The organism is Streptomyces sp. bgisy130 (genome assembly GCF_057708345.1).
In genome coordinates this window covers 153,294-167,546 of the sequence record NZ_JBYISA010000017.1, presented here as the reverse complement: position 1 = coordinate 167,546, position 14,253 = coordinate 153,294, and the positions used below count along the sequence as shown (strand labels likewise).

The following is a 14,253-nucleotide window of genomic DNA, read 5'->3' as shown; positions in this document are numbered from 1 at the left end:
CCTCTTTTCGGCGGGGCGCGGGACACACACCCAAGGCCGCTAGTACGCACCGCGCCCGTCCACGACGGCCCGCACGGTACGGGCCAGCACACTGATATCGCGGGCGTAGGACCAGTTGTCCACATAGCTCAGATCCAGTGCGACGGTCTCGTCCCAGGAGAGATCGGACCGCCCGCTGACCTGCCACAGCCCGGTCAGCCCCGGCTTGACCGACAACCGGCGGAGCTCGGTCCCGTCGTACCGCTCCACCTCTTCGGGCAGCGGGGGCCGCGGGCCGACCAACGACATATGGCCGGCCAGGACGTTGAACAACTGGGGCAGCTCGTCCAGGGAGAAGCGACGCAGCAGCCGGCCCACCGGTGTCACCCGTGGATCCCGCCGGATCTTGAACATCGCCCCGTCGTTCTCGTTCGACGCCTCCAGCGCTGCCCGCATCCGGTCGGCGCTGACCACCATCGTGCGGAACTTCCACATCCGGAACGGCCGCAGATCCTGGCCCGTCCGGATCTGCCAGTAGAACACCGGCCCGGTGGAGGAGAGCCTTATCGCCGCCGCCACCAGGGCGAACACGGGGGAGAGCAGCATCAGCAGCAGCAGCGCCCCCAGCCGGTCCGTGACCTGCTTCAGCAGAACCGGCACCCCGCGCCGCGCCGCGGGGTCTATATGCATCACCGTCAGACCCGCCGCCTTCGCGAGCCGGACCCGGTGCTGTGAGACATCGATCAGGCCCGGAAGTATGGCCAGATTCCGACCCTCGTCATGCAGGGCCCAGGCCAGCCGACGTATTCGTGGCGCGGGCAGCTGACGGCCCGGCGCCACGAAGACGAGATCGGCGTCGAGGTCGGCGGCGCACCGGAGCACGGTCTCGCCGTCCAGTGCCGCTTCGGGTGCGCTCCCGTCCGACGCGAGCCGGGCCGGGACGGGCACTGCCGAGCCGGTGTTCTCCTCGCCGACGAGACAGCTGCCGACGACGACATATTCATGATCGGTACGGTGTGCCAGCTCCGCGAGCGCCACATCGACGGTGCCCGCCTCCCCGACGATCAGCACCCGGCGCAGCGCCTGCGCACGGCGCCGGGCGGCCACCAGATACCGGTGCATGAGCCGGCGCCGGGCCACGCCCAGCGCCAGGCACGGTAACAGGGCCAGCACACAGATCTTGAGCGAGACCTCGACCCGCGCCACGATGCAGACGACGGCCAGTACGCCCAGCATGGTCAGCCAGTCCCGTAAGACCGGCAGTGCGGCATCGTCATCGGCCGGTCCCTGCCGGCTGTAACGATTCTTCGATGCGCCCACGGCCAGCCATGAGGCGCCGGCCAGCACCGCGGTGAGCAGTGGCTGGGGCTGCTGTGTCACGGCACAGAGCAGCCCCACCGGCAGCAGGGCACCCACGGCGTCGACGGCCGGCGCCAGCTGTCGCAGCCGGCGTTCCGTCGGCCGGTGCCTGCTCTTGTCGTCGTGTTCCGGTACGCGGTCCAACTTGGCTGTGCCGGCAGGTGAATCGATCACCCTTGCTCCGGCAGCTTCGAACAACCCCATGGCCCCCCACTTGGTCGTCCCCTTCACTTCCGGCGCGGCTGGAGCCCCCCGGCCCCACAACCGCCCCCGTGTCGGACGTGACGCTAGAGCACGCTGCGCCCGACTGCTGTGGTTTACCTATTTTGAGTGTTCTTGTGTCCGATTGTTTACAAGCGGACGAGCGCGTGATCCGGTCTCGGCCACTGTGCCGGGGCGGAACGGGGCCGGATCCGAGGTCTTCCGGAACCCGACTCCCCCGACCTTTCCGGGTGTGCGCGGCAACCCCCCGGCTAGCATTCCGGCCATGAACAGTGACCTTTTCGCCTCGGAGAACATGGCCGCACCGGCCACCGTGCCCGGGATGACACAGCAGAATGCCAAATCGCTCAAGTACGCGCTGGACGGCGAGTGTTACGCCCGGCAGGGCGCGATGATCGCCTACCGCGGCGATCTGCAATTCGAGAAGCAGGGGCAGGGCATAGGCAAGTTCCTCAAGCGCGCGGTCACCGGTGAGGGGCTGGCGCTGATGGCCGTGCGGGGCCGCGGTGAGGTGTGGTTCGCGCACGAGGCCGCCAACTGCTTCATCATCGACCTCGCCCCGGGCGACGGCATCACCGTCAACGGCCGGAATGTGCTGTGCTTCGACCCGTCCCTCTCCTACGAGATCAAGGTCGTCAAGGGCGCCGGCATGGTCGGTGGCGGACTCTTCAACTCCGTCTTCAGCGGCCACGGCAAGCTCGGTGTGATGTGCGAGGGCAACCCCATCGTCATACCCGTCTCCCCGCAGGCCCCGGTCTTCGTCGACACCGATGCCGTGGTCGGCTGGAGCAGCGCGCTCCAGACCACGCTGCACCGGTCGCAGAGCCTCGGCTCGATGCTCCGGGGCGGCTCCGGGGAGGCCGTCCAGCTCCGCCTCGACGGCGAGGGATTCGTGATCGTACGGCCCAGCGAACTCCGCCCGGAGAAGGAATCCGGCAACTGAGCCCGCGCGCGGGCCCCGCGGAGCCGGCTTCGCGCGGCGCGCCGCTGCCTGGCATGATCGCGCGCATGGCTGAACGCGTGATCGCCGCCTGTGACGGCGCTTCGAAAGGAAACCCCGGGCCCGCGGGCTGGGCCTGGGTCATCGCCGACGGTGCCGGAACCGTCGTCCGGTGGGAGGCCGGGCCGCTGGGCACCGCGACCAACAACGTCGCGGAACTCACCGCCCTGGAACGTCTGCTGACAGCCACCGATCCGGCCGTCCCGATCGAGATCCGGATGGACTCCCAGTACGCGATGAAGGCCGTCACCACCTGGCTGCCCGGCTGGAAGCGCAAGGGTTGGAAGACGGCCGCGGGCAAGCCGGTCGCCAATCAGGAACTGGTCGCCGGCATCGACGCGCTGCTCACGGACCGCTCCGTGGAGTTCCGCTATGTCCCCGCGCACCAGGTGGACGGCGACCCGCTCAACGACTTCGCCGACCGGGCGGCGAGCCAGGCGGCGATCGTCCAGGAAGCCGCCGGCAGCGCCCTCGGCTCCCCGGAGCCGCCGGCCGCCCCCGACACCGTGCGGCCCGCCGGCACCCGGCGACGGGCCTCCGGCCCGGCGGCGAAGACCGCCTCCGCACCGCAGCGGCGCACCCCGGGAAAGACGCGGACCCTCAACGCCAAATTCCCCGGCCGCTGCCGCTGCGGCCGCTCCTACGCGGCGGGCGAGCCCATCACCAAGAACCCCGACGGCTGGGGCCACCCCGACTGCCGCTCCGGGGCGGGCGACGACTAGGCCGTGTCCGGCGGGTCTGGCGACGGGGCGGCGTCCATGCCGTTCCGACTCCGGTAGCCGCCGGCGGCCGCGGGCGGCCTGCCGTGGCACCGCAGCCCTTGGCCGGGACCGGCCCGGGTCAGTCCTGGCGGTCCAGGTCGGTGGTCTGCTGCACGGTGAACATGCCCGCCCCCATCGTGGTCGTCGTGCTCTCGTACAGCCGCTGCGGCTTGCTGGTGCCGTCCACGCTGCCCAGCGCCGCCAGGCGGAAGCCGAACTCGCCGCTGAGCGACACACCACTGCGCTGGTCCGCGATCCAGTCCTTGACCGACTTGTTGGAGTAGACGTCGACCTGGTTCGGGTTGCCGCCGGACCGGTCTCCGAGGATGATGCCGTCCATGCCCTTCGCATTGAACTCCACGGCCTTGGGCACCCGCGTCAGACCGAGCACGTAGTCCGTGACGCTGGTGTACGGCTGCGCGCCGGACTCGCGCCGGAGGAAGGTGGCCTCCGCCTTGTGCTGCCCGCCCCCGTCCATGAAGAAGCGCATGGTGAGGTCGAAGACGCCCGACAGGAGACGGGCGGTCGCCTCGTCGCCCGGCACGCCGCGGCACAGCTCGCGGCGGAACGTGCCCTTGTACGTCCCGTAGTAGGCGTCCATGCGGTTCCCGATCTCCTCGCCGCCCTGCTCCGGGCGCCCGGTGGCGGGTTCCGGTTCGAAGAACCAGCTTCCGGTGTTGAGGGCAACGGACATGGTGTCGGTCGACAGCGGGGCTCCGGCGTCCTTCCGGTCGTCCGGCACGTAGCCGTAGTAGCACTGCCCGATGTTGCCCAGCAGCAGGCCCTTGAAGTCCCAGTACTTCTTCGGCGTCTCCTCCACCGCCCAGGTCGCGTTTTCGTCGAAGGAGAGGGCGCCGTGCGGGGTCACCTGCTCCACCGACGCTCCCGCCTTGTCGCCGGGGACACGGAGATATTTGCCGCTGTAGACGTTCCGCAGCGAAAAGGTGGGTACGGCGTGGTACTGGGAATCGGCACTCCTCCACCGGTCCAGGTAGAACTTGCCGTCGCCCCGGTCCTCGACCGTCCAGAGCTGGCGTTCCCGTTTCCGGAAGTCCGTCGCCGGCTCCTGGAGCTCGACCGTCGAGCCGTTGTCGCCGTCGCGCACGCCCAGGTACAGGGCGCTCGCTTCGTTCTTGAGCAGGTACGTACCGTCGGCCATCTGCGTCACGGAAATCTCCTCCAGAGCGTGGTGCGGCCCAGTGACGGAGCAGCCTAGGTTGGCGACCAAAGAAGAAGGAAGTATGCCTTTTCGGGCATTCCGCGGGTGTGCGGGACTCAGTGCAGGGTGTCGGTGAATTCCGGTCGGAGCAGTTCACTCGAGGGGGTCAGTCGGGGCGCCCAAGGGCGAGCCCTGGCGCCGGACTAGGCATCCCCTGCCGCGAATGGGCCGTTGGCGCCGAAGGCCAGTGCGGCGAAGCGTTCGCCGATGCGGCGGTGGGTGGCGGCGTCCGGGTGGAGCTGGTCGGGCAGCGGGAGTTCGGCGAAGTCCGCTGTGCCGTAGAGGTCGCGGCCGTCGAGAAGGTGCAGGTGCGGGTCGCCGGCCGCTCGCTGCTTCACCACCTTGGCCAGTTCGTCCCGGATGACGTTGAGCGTCAGCTTGCCCATGGCCCGTTCCGCGGGGTCGCCCGCGGCCTTGAACTGGAGTTTCCCCGCACGGAGGTTGCTGAAGTCCGGGGCGGTGGGGCCGGGGGTGTCCTCGTGGATGGGGCACAGGAGGGGGGAGACCAGCAGCAGCGGAGTGGTGGGGTGGCCCTCGCGGACGGTGTCGAGGAAGCCGTGGACCGCCGGGCCGAAGGCACGCAGCCGCATCAGGTCGGCGTTGACCAGATTGATGCCGATCTTGATGCTGATCAGGTCAGCGGGGGTGTCCCGCAGGGCGCGGGCGGTGAACGGGTCGAGCAGGCCGCCGCCGCTCAGGCCCAGGTTGGTCAGTTCCACACCGCCGAGGGTGGCGGCCAGCGCCGGCCAGGTGGTGCTGGGGCTCGCGGCGTCGGAGCCGTGACTGATCGAACTGCCGTGGTGCAGCCACCTCTTGCGGCCCGCCTCCGGGAGGGGCTCGACGGGGGCATCGGTGCGCAGCGCGATCAGCTCGGTGATCTCGTTGTGCGGCAGCCAGATCTCGATGTCCTTGACGCCGTCGGGGAGACCGGTGAACCGGACGGTGCCGGCCGGGCCGGGCTGGATTTCCGCCGCCCCGGTGGTCATGTCCACCAGCGCCACATTGCCGCCGGTCACACTGTCCTGCCCGGCGAGCTTTCCTTCGACGAACAGGTCGTAGACGCCGTCCGGGCGGGGCGGGGCGCCCTCGTAGGCGTTCTTGGTGCGCAGTGCGTCCAGCTCGACGGCGGTGGCCCGGGTGCGGAACACCAGGCGTACCCCCGAGGGCTGGGCCTCCGCCATGGCCAGCAGTCCGTCGGCGCACTGGGCGCGGGCCCGGGCGGGCAGCCGGTGCGGCAGCACCCCGTGCTCGGTGTGCTCCAGTTCGAGCGCACCGCGCAGAAGGTCCGCGGTAACGGGCGTGCTGATCCAGCCGGTTGCCGGGGGCGGGGCGGCGGTGTGGGGCGCGGAGGCGGACTCATGGCTCATGATCCCAGCCTGTCAACCGGGTACCGGATACGCACATGATTTTCCGGCCCCCGCCCGCGCCGGGACGCCATGGTCGGTAGCGTCGGGGACCATGCGGATTCTGGTACTGGGCGGGACGTTATTCGTGGGCCGCGCCATCGTGGACGAGGCGCTGCGCACCGGCGCCGAGGTGACGCTGTTCGGCCGGGGAAAGACCGGGACGGAGCTGTTCCCCGGGGTGCCGCGGCTCTTCGGTGAGCGGGAGACCGGTGACTACGGGGCCCTGCGCGACGGCAGTTGGGACGCGGTCGTGGATGTCAGCGGCTATGTGCCGCGCCATGTCGGGCAGGCGATGGACGCGCTGGGGGACCGGGCCGGGCGGTATCTGTTCGTCTCCAGCCACGCGGTGTACCAGCGCGAGGGCGTGGCTCCGGGGTCGACCGAGGACACCCCGCGCCGTCCGCCCGTACGGGACACCGAGGAGCTCAGCGAGGACACCTACGGCCCGCTCAAGGTGGCCTGCGAGGACGATGTGCTGGCCCGGTACGGCGCACGGGCGACGATCGTGCGGCCGGGAAGGGTGGCCGGCCCGTACGACCCGGCGGACGCCGTCCCGTACTGGGTACGCCGGGCCGCCCGCGGCGGACGGGTGGCCCTGCCCGCCGACCCCGGCCAGCCGGTGCAGCTCATCGACTCGCGCGATCTGGCCCGGTTGGTGGTGCGGTTGCTGGCCGACGCGCGTCCCGGCGCGTTCCACGCGGTGGGGCCGGACGAGCCGACCACCCTCGGCGGGCTGATCGAGACCTGTGCGCGGGTGGCGGGCTCCGAGACCGAGATCGTTCCGGTGTCGCCCGCCGGACGGCCGCCGATGTTCCCGCTCGTCCGGCCGCAGTGGACGACCCAGCAGCGCAGTCCGGCGCGCGCCCGGGCGGCGGGGCTGCCCGCGACCCCGCTGGCGGTGACCCTGGCCGACATCCTGGCCTGGGACCGCGGGCGCGGTGAGCCGCCGCTGCGGGCCGGTTACTCCCCCGAGGAGGAGCGGGCGGTGCTCGCCCGGCACGACGCCGGGGCCGTCGGCGGATGACCGGCACCGGCCCGGCGGAGCCGGCCGCGCACCGACCGGCCGCCGCTCAGCCGGCCTTGCTCCCCTTGGGCCCGGCGACCGGCACATCGAGCGGCCGGGCGAGACCCACCACGCCCTCGTCGAGACGCTGGAGGTGCCGCAGCACGCGGAAGGTGACCGTGCCCGACTGAAGCGCCCCCGCCCCGGCCGCTTCCAGCATCGCGGCGATGCTGAAACCGGAGTCGACCTCGCCCTCGGTGCTCTCCTCCAGCACCCGGGCGACGAGGAGATCGATGTTCTGCCCGATCCGTCGGCCGGCCCGGCCGAGCCGCGGGTCGGCTGCGATGGTCTTGCTGTACGGCACGAGTTCCGCCGTCGCCGCCAGGGAACGGGCGTGATACGCGCAGGTCTCCAGCAGCGCCACCAGATAGCGGACGGTCCGCCGGCGGCCGCGGAGCGGGGTGATCGGGTGCGTCAACGGCTGAGTGGAGGCGCGCAGTTCGTCCAGTGCGGTGTCCAGATCGCGGGCCATGCCCAGCAGGTCGACGGCGGGCCCGCCGCTGAGCTGCTCCACCGCCGCGGACACCACGTCCCGCAGCCGTTCCAGCACCGTGCCCAGCAGCTCGTCCGTACGGCGGTCGGTGTGCACCGGCAGCACCAGGACGGCGGCGATGATCCCGCACGCGGCGCCCAGCGCGGTCTCCTCGATGCGCAGCACCAGCACATCGAAGCTGTAGGTGTTGAGCAGGGTGTAGAGCAGCCCGAGCATCGCGGTGGTGAAGAAGGACATCAGCGCGTACGACAGCGGCGCGGTGAACCACATCCCGAAGATGCAGAGCAGCACCAGGGCGAACGCGGTCCAGGTGTGGTTGCCGACCAGCCCGGCCAGCGCGACACCGGCGACCACGCCGAGGACCGTGCCGACCAGCCGGCGATAGCCCTTCACCAGGATCTCGCCCGTGGACGCGGTGTTGAGGAAGACCACCCAGCAGGTCAGCACCGCCCAGTACCAGCGCTGGCTGGACAGGAACTCACCGCCGATGATGGCCAGCGTCGAGCCCACCGCGACCTGGAACGCGGCCCGGGTGGTGGGCCGTTCGAGCCCGGTGCGGTCGTCGGCCGGCTCCTCGGTCTCGTCGGCCCCGGTGATCGAGAGGTCCTCGGCGTCGAACTCCTCACGCGAGCGCGTGGTGGCCGGGGAGTCGTCCGACTCGTCCTGCGGCCCGTCCAGCGCCAGCCGCAGACCCAGGACGGCACGCGCGGCCTCGCCGAGCCCGCGGAAGACGTCCTGGACGGCGGCCGAGGCGCGCGGCAGATCGTCCTCTTCCCGGTAGCCGAGCAGCCGGTTGCGGACGAGGGCCAGCGCGGTGCCGCGGTCGTCGGGCGCGCGCCGGGCGACCAGCAGCAGCAAGGCGCGCAGATCCCGGCGCAGGGTGGCGAGCGCCTCGTCCTCGGTCCCCAGCCGGGTCGCGGTGGCCGGCACGGGGGCGTGCGGCAGATGCATGGTGATGGTGTCCGCGCGCTCGGCGCTGCGGGCGTTGAGGATCAGCATCCCCAGCCGTTCGGCGGCGATCTCGGCGTCCGCGACACGGCGTTCCACCAGCCCCGCGGTGGCCGCGTCCCGGGTGCCCTCCTCCAGATGCCCCTGGATCATCAGGGCCGCTTCGTGCAGCCGGGCGGTGTGCCGCCGCAGGGCGTCGAGGACCCCGTCGAGGTCATCGGGCCCGGCGTCCAGGAGCTCCATCTGGGTCGCCATCAGCTGGGCGAGCCGGGCCCGGAATGCCTCGCGCAGCCGCCGCAGGGTGCGGGTGGGGGTTTCGGGGACGACGGCGAAGCGTACGACCGCACTGCACCCGAAGGCGATGCCCAGTGTCAGATACAGCTCGGGCAGGGCCGGGCCGGTGGCGTGCACGAACAGCGAGACGAAGTAGACCTGAAAGCCGATCAGTCCGAGCGCGGTGCCACGGTCACCGAAGCGCCGGCAGTAGACGGCGCCGAAGATCAGCAGGACGAAGAACAGGTCGCCGGCGATGACCAGGGTGTGCAGCAGTGCCCCCAGCGACATCGCGGCGAGCGCGACGGGCAGGCCCAGTGCGAGGGTGACCGCCTGGCCGCGTACCTCCTTCTCCTTGATCGCGAAGGTGGACACCATGGCGGTCATGGCACCCGCGACCATCAGTGTGACGCCGGTGTCCAGCAGTGCCAGGACGACGAGGGTGAGCACGATCGCCCCGACCGTGCGCAGCCCTGCCATCAGCCGCAGTAGCCCTGGGTCGGATGCCGCGAAGCGGTCCCAGCTGTGCGTCCCAGTCCGCCGTATCGCTGCCCGCACGCTGCCGTACACTCCCCATTTTTTGCCCTGATCCGCAGTGCACCAGCATCGCACGCCTGCTCGAACCGGCTTCCGCCGCACTGCCCCCGGCGGCGCCACGGCCCGCTGTTCCCCCAACTCCCGGCATTACGCGCCTTCTTCGTGTAGCGCGCATAAGTAATTCTCCGCTTATTCCAGCCTTATCGGGTGTTAGTGAGGCGTTAGTCAGTCATCAGTGGGGGCTCCCAGGGTGGGTGGTGCGTAAGTGAACGAGAACGCACCGACTGTCCTCGCGGCCAAGGCTCGTTCGCTCCCGGCCCCCTTCGCCGGGGTGCGGGGCGGAGCCGGGAGGGCGGTCGGACAGCGTTCCACCGAGGTTCTCCGGTCGCCGGAGAAGAGGGAGTTGATGACTGATGACGATGCGTGGTCTGCGCACCGCCGCCACCGTCGCCGCCGCCGTCGCGCTGTGCGCGGGCGCCGGTGCCGGGATGGCCTCCGCGGCAGGATCGGGCGCGTCGGCGGCCGGTGCGTGCCGGCCGGGGACGCTGAAGGTCACGACCACCGACGCGGGTTCGAGCCAGGCCGGAATGAACCACGAGGGCACCTACCTGAAGGTGACCAACACCGGCGGCGGCACCTGCGCGATAGGCGGCTACCCGGGGCTGGCGCTGGAGGGCGCCGGACACACGGCCATCAAGACCACCGCGCACCACGGTGACACCTACTTCGCCAAGGACCCGGGTATGCACCAGGTCACCCTGAAGCCGGGCAAGAGCGCCTACGCGGACCTGGTTTGGACGCACGCCGGCCCGTCGTCCGCACAGGCCAAGTACCTTCAGGTCTCGCCGACGGGGGGCAACGCGCACAGCGTGGTCGGCTTCGACAAGGCGGTCGACGGTGGCGCGCTGTCGGTGACCGCCTGGTCGGCGACGCCCCCGAGCGCTTCCTGACCCGTACCCACAGACCGAGGGCCGACGCACGGTGCGTCGGCCCTCGGTTTCTGTGTGCCGCGCCCTTCGCGGGGCCAGGTCAGCTCCGGGAGCCGGCCAGCAGTGCGCGGTACCACTCGACTGTGGCGTCGAGGGTCGCGCCCAGCGGTGTCGGACGGACCCCGAAGGCCCGCTCGAAGGCCGTGGAGTCCACGATCTGCGGCTCGGTGTGCTGATAGAACATCTCCGCGTACTCGTCCATGAACTCCGCGTCGAACGGCCCGAACGGGCGGGGTTCGGTGAGGACCACCCGCTGGACCGGGTGGCCCACCCGCTCCTCGATCATCGCGTGGATCTCGCGGGTGGTGACGGCGGGTGCGGTGGGCAGGTGCCAGACCCGGCCGTCGCCTTCCGGGCGGGTGCCGAGCGTGGCGAGTCCGGCCGCCACATCCCGGATGTCCGTGTAGCTGTGCGGCAGGTCGATGTCGCCCAGGCCGAGGACCTCGCCGCCGCCCAGTGCGGCCGGGAAGACCGATCCGCCGAGCGTCGAGTTGAGCACCCCGGGACCGACGAAGTCGGCCGACCGGCCGAGGGAGACGCGGACGCGCTCCTCCCGGTGGGCGTCGAGGTAGCGCCCGTCCAGCTGCGCCCGCATCCGCCCCTTACGGCTCGTCGCCCGCCACGGGGTGTCCTCGGTCATCACCTCACCGCGGGTCGGCCCGTACGGGTAGAGCGTGTCCAGGACGACCAGCCGGGCCCCCGTGGCTTCGGCCGCGGCCAGCACCGCGCGCTGGATGTGGGGCATCACCTCGACCTGGCGGTGATACGGGACATTCACGCAGTGGTAGATGACGGCGGCGCCCTCGACGGCGGTCAGCGCCCCCTCGGGTGTGCTCACATCGGCGGCGAACGGCTGGACGCCCTCGACGGTGTTCTCCGGCGCCGAGCGGCTGACCAGTCGTACGGCGTGACCGCGGCGCACGAGCTCACCGGCGAGCGTGGTGCCGGCGGGGCCGGCGCCCAGTACGACGTGCAGCGGTTCCGAGGCAGCAGACATGGCAGTTCCTTCTCTCCGGGCCGAGCGGCCGAAAGGCGGGGGAGTGGCGGCGGATCGAGTGGTGCTTCGTTCCACCTTCTCGCTTCTGTTAGAGACTGTAACTCTTGCGAGGTGCCATGGCAACCGATGTGCTGGCGAGGATCAGTAAGGGCCACTCATGGTTGCTTCGAGCCCTTGCGATCACCGGACGGGGACGTGGCCGCGGGTCGGCGGCGGGGATCACTTCACGGCGGTCTCGCGCGGCGGCATCCAGTGGTGGACCTTGAGGTCCCCCTTCTCCAGGGTCTCGAACGGGGCCGAGCCCAGGCACTTGCCGACGCTGTTCTTCGGTACGCCGTCCATCGCCCAGCTGTAGCCCAGCCGGTCCTTCTTGCCGCTGTCCAGGACGGTGAAGCCGAACCGCTTGCCCCTGAGGTCCCCGATCTCCGGCATGCCCGGTGCGCCCGTGAAGTGCGACTCGGTCACGATGCCGGTGGCGACGGCCGCCGGACCGCCGGTCAGCAGGCAGTCGATCCGGCCCTTGAAGTGGCCGCCCCAGGTCTTGCCGAAGTGGTGGCTGACGTAGAAGGTGCCACGCGCCTTGTCGGCGAAGCCATGGGCGTCGATGCGGAAGCGGACATTGTCGCCGGGCTGGCGGGCGAGCTTGACGGAGCCCGTCAGTGACGGTGCGTCGGCGGTGGGCCGGACGGCCCGGGCCTCGGTCCCGGCCGCCGCGGCCGGTTCGGTCGTGCCCAGGGGCAGCACGATCGCCGTGCAGACGGCGAGGGCGACACCGGCCACGAGGAACGGGCGGCGCATACGGGGCATGGGTCCTCCTGCGGATGAGGTCGGCACCGGATCCGGTGCGGCAGGGCGTCGATCCCCCGCTGAACACCACGGTCCCGTCCGCCGCGCCGCCGGGCATCACTCCACGGACGGGTGCCGCTCCGCCCGATGGCGGAGCGGGAAGGAGTACCCACGGCTGATGCCGGAGCGGGGTCGGGGCCGGGGACGCCTGCCGGATCGGCCGGTTCCCCGTCCGTCCGCCGCGCCGCCCCGGGCCGCTCAATACCCGGCCGGGCGGACCAGCCCCGTCTCGTACGCGAAGACGGCGGCCTGCGTCCGGTCCCGCAGGCCCAACTTGCCCAGGATCCGGCCCACATGGCTCTTCACGGTCTGCTCCGCCAGCACCAGCCGCTCCGCGATCTCGCCGTTTGTCAGGCCCTGGGCGATCAGGGACAGGACCTCGGTCTCGCGTTCCGTGAGGTCGCCGACGCGCTCCTTGAGCGGGGCCCGCGGTGCGCTGGTGACCCGGGAGAACTCGGCGATCAGGCGCTTGGTGAGGTTCGGGGCGAGCAGCGCGTCACCGGCCGCCACCACCCGTACGGCCTGGGCGAGTTCATCAGCCGAGGCATCCTTCAGCAGGAAGCCGGAGGCGCCCGCGCGCAGCGCCTCATACACATACTCATCGAGGTCGAAGGTCGTCAGGACGAGAACCTTGACGGTGGCCCCGGCCGGTCCGGTGAGACGACGGGTCGCCTCGATACCGCCGAGCCGGGGCATCCGGACGTCCATCAGCACGACGTCCGGCGCGAGTTGATCAACCTGGGCGATGGCATCGAGGCCGTCGACGGCCTGGCCGACGACCTCGATGCCGGGTTCGGCGTTGAGCAGCACCGTGAAGCCCTGACGGACCATCATCTGGTCGTCGGCGATCAGCACGCGGATGGTCGTCATGGGGCAGGCTCACGGGGGTCGGCAGGCGTCGCGGCCTGGGCGGGCAGGATCGCGGTCACTTCGTAACCGCCGTCGGGGGTGGGTCCGGTGGCGAGTTCGCCGCCGAGCATGGCGGTGCGCTCATGCATCCCCAGCAGGCCGTGGCCGGCGCCCGGCGAGGGCGGGGCGGGCCGGGCCGGCGCGGTGTTGGCGACCCGGATGGTGAGACCGCCGGACCGGTACCCGAGGGTCACCCGCACTTCGGCGCCGGGCGCATGCCGGAGCGCGTTGCTGAGCGCCTCCTGGACGATACGGAACGCCGACAGCTCGACCCCCGGGGACAGCGGGCGCGGCTCGCCGGTGATCTCGGTGGTGACCCTGAGCCCGGCTCCGCGCACCGTGCCGACCAGTTCGTCCAGCCGGCCGAGAGTGGGCTGCGGGGTGTGCCGGACCCCGTCCGCCAGGGCCTCCTCCGAGCGCAGCACGCCCAGCACCCGCCGGAGTTCGGTCAGCGCCTCGACGGCGCTGCCGCGGATGCCCGCGAGATTCTCCTTGAGCTCGTCGGTGGGGTCCTTGACCAGATGCGGGGCGACCTGCGCCTGGATCGAGATCACCGACATGTGATGGGCGACCACGTCGTGCAGTTCGCGAGCGATCCGGTTGCGCTCCTCCAGCAGGGTGCGCCGGGCCCGCTCCCCGGCGGTGAGCACCTCCTGCTCGACGAGCTGGGTACGGGCCACCCGGCGGCCGCGCAGCAAGGTGCCCACCACCACCGCGAGCGTGAAGGTCACGGCGTCCTGCACGACCGTCACGTCCTGGGACGAGGTCGCGAGGACCGGAGCGGCCGCACCCGGCAGGGGCGCCTCCGGTGCCGGCGTAACGAAGACCAGGGCGGCCAGCGCCGCCAGGAGCGAGAACCCCAGCGCCTCGGCCGCGACGCGGGGGCGGACCCGCAGCGCGAGCAGGAACAGCACCAGGGCGTGCAGGGAGATGCCCGGGATGCTCCAGGACCACAGCGGGGCGTGGCTGACCTTGAGCGAACCGGCGTTCCTGGCCAGGAAGAGCGCGATCGTCGACAGCCACCAGGCGGGCACCGGGCGGGACAACGCGAGGACCACGGCGCCTGATTGGAGCACCGCGAGCACCAGGACGGACGTCATCGCGGCCGGCCCGAAGTCCCCTTCATTCTGCACCGCGTTGAGCCAGCCCATCAGCACCGCGGCCAGCACCACATGGGCATGCGGCAGCCGGCCCAGCCAGCGCAACCGGGGCAGTGGGTCCCGCGCCACCGTCCACAGATCCTCGCGCAGGG

12 protein-coding genes are annotated in these 14,253 nt (G+C 71.4%); 4 read left to right on the top strand and 8 right to left on the bottom strand.

The window, feature by feature from the left end:
• Positions 1–39: 39 nt before the first annotated feature.
• Positions 40–1,377 carry a sugar transferase gene (locus AC3EUV_RS22485; protein WP_435603722.1) on the bottom strand — a complete coding sequence of 446 codons (1,338 nt, stop codon included), beginning with the start codon at positions 1,375–1,377 and terminating at the stop codon, positions 40–42.
• 448 nt (positions 1,378–1,825) lie between these two features.
• Here AC3EUV_RS22485 and AC3EUV_RS22480 point away from each other — a divergent pair, with 448 nt between their 5' ends.
• Positions 1,826–2,503: an AIM24 family protein gene (locus AC3EUV_RS22480; RefSeq protein ID WP_435603717.1), complete on the top strand. Its 678-nt coding sequence runs from the start codon at positions 1,826–1,828 to the stop codon at positions 2,501–2,503.
• 53 nt (positions 2,504–2,556) lie between these two features.
• Positions 2,557–3,282, top strand: coding sequence for a ribonuclease H family protein (locus AC3EUV_RS22475; protein WP_435603716.1), 726 nt, complete (start codon positions 2,557–2,559; stop codon positions 3,280–3,282).
• A 118-nt stretch (positions 3,283–3,400) separates the two neighbouring features.
• On the opposite strand, the gene AC3EUV_RS22470 is transcribed toward AC3EUV_RS22475, so the two are convergent.
• Positions 3,401–4,489 (bottom strand): RICIN domain-containing protein, encoded by a 1,089-nt coding sequence (locus tag AC3EUV_RS22470; protein WP_435603715.1) that lies wholly within the window; start codon positions 4,487–4,489, stop codon positions 3,401–3,403.
• 194 nt (positions 4,490–4,683) lie between these two features.
• A complete protein-coding gene (locus tag AC3EUV_RS22465; RefSeq protein WP_432142442.1) occupies positions 4,684–5,907 on the bottom strand; it encodes a GDSL-type esterase/lipase family protein in 1,224 nt (407 codons plus the stop codon).
• Between the two features lie 91 nt (positions 5,908–5,998).
• Here AC3EUV_RS22465 and AC3EUV_RS22460 point away from each other — a divergent pair, with 91 nt between their 5' ends.
• The gene (locus AC3EUV_RS22460; RefSeq protein ID WP_435603714.1) at positions 5,999–6,970 is read left to right on the top strand and encodes an NAD-dependent epimerase/dehydratase family protein; all 972 of its coding nucleotides are present in this window, start codon (positions 5,999–6,001) and stop codon (positions 6,968–6,970) included.
• Positions 6,971–7,016: 46 nt separating this feature from the next.
• Here the strand turns inward: AC3EUV_RS22460 and AC3EUV_RS22455 are convergent, their stop codons facing one another.
• Positions 7,017–9,203, bottom strand: coding sequence for an FUSC family protein (locus AC3EUV_RS22455; protein WP_435603713.1), 2,187 nt, complete (start codon positions 9,201–9,203; stop codon positions 7,017–7,019).
• A 470-nt stretch (positions 9,204–9,673) separates the two neighbouring features.
• Between AC3EUV_RS22455 and AC3EUV_RS22450 the strand changes: the two genes are divergently transcribed.
• Positions 9,674–10,210 (top strand): DUF4232 domain-containing protein, encoded by a 537-nt coding sequence (locus AC3EUV_RS22450; protein WP_432142440.1) that lies wholly within the window; start codon positions 9,674–9,676, stop codon positions 10,208–10,210.
• Positions 10,211–10,289: 79 nt separating this feature from the next.
• Here the strand turns inward: AC3EUV_RS22450 and AC3EUV_RS22445 are convergent, their stop codons facing one another.
• From AC3EUV_RS22445 to AC3EUV_RS22430, 4 genes are all read right to left on the bottom strand, one after another.
• Complete coding sequence (locus tag AC3EUV_RS22445) at positions 10,290–11,246, bottom strand: NAD-dependent epimerase/dehydratase family protein (RefSeq protein WP_435603712.1); 957 nt, start codon at positions 11,244–11,246, stop codon at positions 10,290–10,292.
• Positions 11,247–11,465: 219 nt separating this feature from the next.
• Complete coding sequence (locus AC3EUV_RS22440) at positions 11,466–12,053, bottom strand: hypothetical protein (protein ID WP_435603711.1); 588 nt, start codon at positions 12,051–12,053, stop codon at positions 11,466–11,468.
• A gap of 237 nt (positions 12,054–12,290) precedes the next feature.
• Positions 12,291–12,962 carry a response regulator gene (locus AC3EUV_RS22435; RefSeq protein ID WP_432142437.1) on the bottom strand — a complete coding sequence of 224 codons (672 nt, stop codon included), beginning with the start codon at positions 12,960–12,962 and terminating at the stop codon, positions 12,291–12,293.
• Positions 12,959–14,206 carry a sensor histidine kinase gene (locus tag AC3EUV_RS22430; RefSeq protein ID WP_432142454.1) on the bottom strand — a complete coding sequence of 416 codons (1,248 nt, stop codon included), beginning with the start codon at positions 14,204–14,206 and terminating at the stop codon, positions 12,959–12,961. Before AC3EUV_RS22430 ends, AC3EUV_RS22435 begins: the two co-directional genes overlap by 4 nt.
• Between the last annotated feature and the right edge of the window lie 47 nt (positions 14,207–14,253).